Here is a 3,777-nt window from a genome sequence, read left to right as displayed (position 1 = left end):
GGCACGCCGCCCTCGCGCATGCGTGCGACCATCCGGCGCACGGGCACGGTGGAGAAGAACGCGTCCGGACCTGCGGGGTCGATCCGCTCGTCGCGCGGCTGGAAGCCGTCGCAGTCCGGGATGCGGGCGTCCATCTGGTTGATGCCCACAAACTCGACCGTGACGCCGGCGCGTCCCCCGGCCTGCCCCAGGCAGAGCACGACGTCGGGCGCCAGCCGGTCGATCTCCTGCGTCACCGTGCGCGGCCCGCGCCCAAACGCCACGGGCACCTCCAGGCGCAGGACCTCGGCCCCGGCGATGCGCTCGGGCAGACGGCGCGCGACCTGCCACGACGGGTTGACCTTCTCCCCGTCGAACGGCTGGAACCCCGTTACCAGTATTCTCATGGAACGTCCCCTCCACGCGGCCATGGCGTCCCGCGCGGCCTTTGTGCCGACCGTCGCAAGACAAACGTAGTATAGCCGCGTGACGCGTCGGTCCAGGCACGCACGCCCGCTACAATGACCACGGACGAGAAGGACCGGACGAGGCGGTGCGCGCATGACCCTTGACGTGAAGCACGACAACGCAGCGGCATCGGACGACCCGCTCAACGCGGACGGCATCGGTCCGAGGGAGGTCCTCGTCGTCAGCCACGGCACTGTGGACGGCGCCATCCGTGCGCGCGACATCGGCGCCATCGAGCGAGAGGTCCAGGCTGCGTATCCCGGCTGGTCCGTGCGGCGCGCGTTCACGTCGCAGCCGATCATCAACCGCATCCGGGCGCGGGAGGGCCAGGAGATTGACAACGTGGGCCAGGCGCTCCAGCGTGCCGCCGACAACGGCGTTGAGTCGCTGGTCATAGTGCCGACGCTCCTTGTGCGCGGGTCGGAGTACGAGAGGCTGGCCAAGGCCGCGGACGAGTGCCGTGGCGGGATGTCCATTACCATTGCGGGGCTCCTTCTGAACGGGGCTGAATCCGACCTGCGCGCCGTCGCGGAGGCTGTCTCGTCCGACGCCGCGAGGGATGCCGGCTACGACGGCGTCGCGACGGCCCGTGAGGACGGTTGTGCCATCGTGCTCGTGGGCCACGGTTCCGCGTGCGAGGCCGGCTCGACCTACAGCCAGATGCAAGCCCAGCTGCGGGAGGGCGGCTACGGGAACGTCTTTGTCGGGACGATCGAGGGCGAGCCCGCCGACACCTCCTGCGAGGCGGTCACTCGCGGAATCGTGAGCGAGGGCTTTGTGAAGGCCCTGCTCAGACCCCTGATGATCGTGGCTGGCGCACATGCGTGCAAGGACATGGCGGGTGGCGCCCCCGACTCCTGGAAGAGTCGGCTCGAGGCTGCCGGCATTGCGACGTCGGCCCAGCTCAAGGGCCTGGGAGAGGTTGCTGCAGTGCGGCGGCTCTTCGTGCGGCGCGTTGCCGAGGCGATGCCAGCCAACGCGGGCGAGAAGGACCTATAGCCGTTCCCGTGGCCCTATCGCCAGTCACCCTCCGCCACGATGCGTGCCTTGCCGCCGACCTCGATGTGGTACGTGGCTGAGCCCATTTCGCCACCATCCGGGTCCGCGTCGCCTGCGTTCCGAATGGAGGCGCGAACGCGGAGGATGCTCCTTCTCCCCATGTCCTCTCCCTGGGACACGGTGTAGCTGATGTCATCCGAACCAAACCAGCGGTAACGCAGGAGGTAGGCGGCCAGGTCTCCGTTGGCGCTGCCCGTTGCTGGGTCCTCCACAAAGTCCTCCATCAGGCAGCGGGCAGAGAGCTGCCCCGTGCCGTCATCCACAAAGAACAGGTGGTTGCAGTAGCAGGCGGGAAGCTCGCGCGTGTATTCGACAAACTTGTCACGGTCCCAGGTTGCGCGGGCCAGCGCCTCGCGGCTCGCGAGCGGTATGAGGACCGCTTCCAGCCCAGTCGAGACCCACTGGATGGGGAAGTCCGTGCACATGTCAGCGGGGGAAAGGCCGAAGACGTCCGCAATCATTTTGGGATCGACCGTGGGCCCAAACTCTGGCTGGTTCTGGGTCATGAACAGGGAGTCGCCATGCGCCCGTACGGGAATCTGACCCACGGCGAGGTTCAGGGTAACAAGGTTGGACTGGTCGTCCTCGAGCGCCTTGCGGATCACGTGCGCGGTGCCCAGCGTGGGGTGGCCCGCAAACGGGACCTCGCGGTGCGGCGTCCAGATTCGCACGTCGTAGCCGCCGTTGGGTCGTCTGCCGCCAAGCACGAACGCAGTCTCGGAGAAGTCGATCTCGCGTGCGATGGCCTGCTGCTCACGGTCACACACGGGCCGATCCGCAAGGACCACCAGCAGCTCGTTGCCCTCGTACTTCTCCTCGGCAAAGCAATCCACGATGAAGAACCTCATGTGTGCCTCCTTGCCCTGGGGACGAGTGGGCATCCATGGTAGCGCGGTTCAGTCGTGGTCCAGACCAAGAAGAAAAATACGAACAAGTGTTTGCATTTGGTCGCCTAGGCTGATAAGATGGTCCACACCAAATCACACGACGCGAAGGTGGCAATGCACGATATCTGGAATCCCTGGCACGGCTGCACCAAGATCAGCGAGGGGTGTGCGCGATGCTACATGTTCCACCTGGACAAGACCCGCGGGTTGGACGGCGGCGTGGTGCGGCGCAACAAGACCACGTTCGACTACCCGCTGCAGCGCGACCGCACAGGCGCGTACAAGGTCAAGAGCGGCGAGCTCATCCGCGTGTGCATGAACTCGGACTTCTTTGTGCCCGAGGCGGACCAGTGGCGCGACGAGGCATGGGGCATCATACACGCGCGGCCGGACGTCAAGTTCTACCTGCTGACCAAGCGGCCGGAGCGCATGGCGGAGTGCCTGCCCGCGGACTGGGGCGACGGCTGGGACAACGTGATGCTCAACGTCACGTGCGAGAACCAGCGCCGTGCCGACGAGCGCATCCCGATCCTGCTTTCAACCCCGGCTGCCCACAAGGGCATCATGTGCGCGCCGTTCATCGGGCCCGTGGACATCGAGCGCTACCTGTGCGCTGGCGACCAGGCCAAGGTCGCGAATGCGGCAGGTCGGCCGTACCAGACCGCCGACGGTCTGACGGTGAATCGCTGTGGCATCGAGGAGGTAAAGTGCGGGGGCGAGAATTACGAGGACCCTCGCCCGTGCCACTTCTCTTGGGTGCGGCGGCTTTCCGCGCAGTGCCAAGCACACGACGTCACGTTCGCCTTCATCGAGACGGGAACCCGCTTCGTCGTGGGCGACCGCGAGTACCACATCCCGCGAAAGGACGTTCAGGCACAGCAGGCGTATCGCTCCGGAGTCGAGTACTCTGGCGCACCCTTGCAGTGGCATCTGACCGACCCGCTCGGCCTGTCGCTTCCGCCCGAGTGCCTGTACCAGCCCCGTTACCGCACGCGCTGCATGTCGTGCGGCAGCCACCTCATCTGCAACGGCTGCTGCAACTGCGGCCTCTGCGGCGAGCTTCCCGAGGAGCTGCGGCCGTGGTGCGGCACCCAGTCAACGAGCAGACGTTTGGAGAATAACTGAGGACTTAGGCCGAGAGCCTCTCACTACTCAACCAAGCATTGTGAGGCTCATTCCTCGGATTGCCGCCAAAGAAGGTGTCGGAGATGACTACGTTGGTATCGATTACTATCCTCATGCGCGCCTCTTTGCCCTGACGGTTTTGATGACGTCGCTCACGTCAGACTTCTGGTAGCCGACCGACTTGGCCCATTCCCGTGCTTCGTCCAGTCTGGTGCGGAACTCCTCGGCGGTGAAGGTGTTGACGCTGTAATAGTTGGGC

4 protein-coding genes are annotated in these 3,777 nt (G+C 65.6%); 2 read left to right on the top strand and 2 right to left on the bottom strand.

The window, feature by feature from the left end; translation table 11 throughout:
* Nucleotides 1-386 (bottom strand): pyroglutamyl-peptidase I family protein (locus ACI38Z_RS03650; RefSeq protein ID WP_439788827.1); only part of this gene is annotated, 386 nt, incomplete at its 3' end.
* 154 nt (nt 387-540) lie between these two features.
* Between ACI38Z_RS03650 and ACI38Z_RS03645 the strand changes: the two genes are divergently transcribed.
* A complete protein-coding gene (locus tag ACI38Z_RS03645; protein WP_439788826.1) occupies nt 541-1,446 on the top strand; it encodes a sirohydrochlorin cobaltochelatase in 906 nt (301 codons plus the stop codon).
* 14 nt (nt 1,447-1,460) lie between these two features.
* Here ACI38Z_RS03645 and ACI38Z_RS03640 read toward each other — a convergent pair whose 3' ends face one another.
* Nucleotides 1,461-2,354, bottom strand: a complete 894-nt coding sequence (locus tag ACI38Z_RS03640) for a PhzF family phenazine biosynthesis protein (protein ID WP_439788825.1) — start codon at nt 2,352-2,354, stop codon at nt 1,461-1,463.
* A 153-nt stretch (nt 2,355-2,507) separates the two neighbouring features.
* On the opposite strand from ACI38Z_RS03640, the gene ACI38Z_RS03635 reads away from it, so the two are divergent.
* Nucleotides 2,508-3,518, top strand: coding sequence for a DUF5131 family protein (locus ACI38Z_RS03635; RefSeq protein WP_439788828.1), 1,011 nt, complete (start codon nt 2,508-2,510; stop codon nt 3,516-3,518).
* Nucleotides 3,519-3,777: the final 259 nt, after the last annotated feature.

This window comes from Parafannyhessea sp. (assembly GCF_051876455.1).
Lineage (GTDB): Bacteria > Actinomycetota > Coriobacteriia > Coriobacteriales > Atopobiaceae > Parafannyhessea.
Note: the sequence above shows the minus strand (reverse complement) of the source record. Positions and strands in the feature narration are given on the sequence as shown.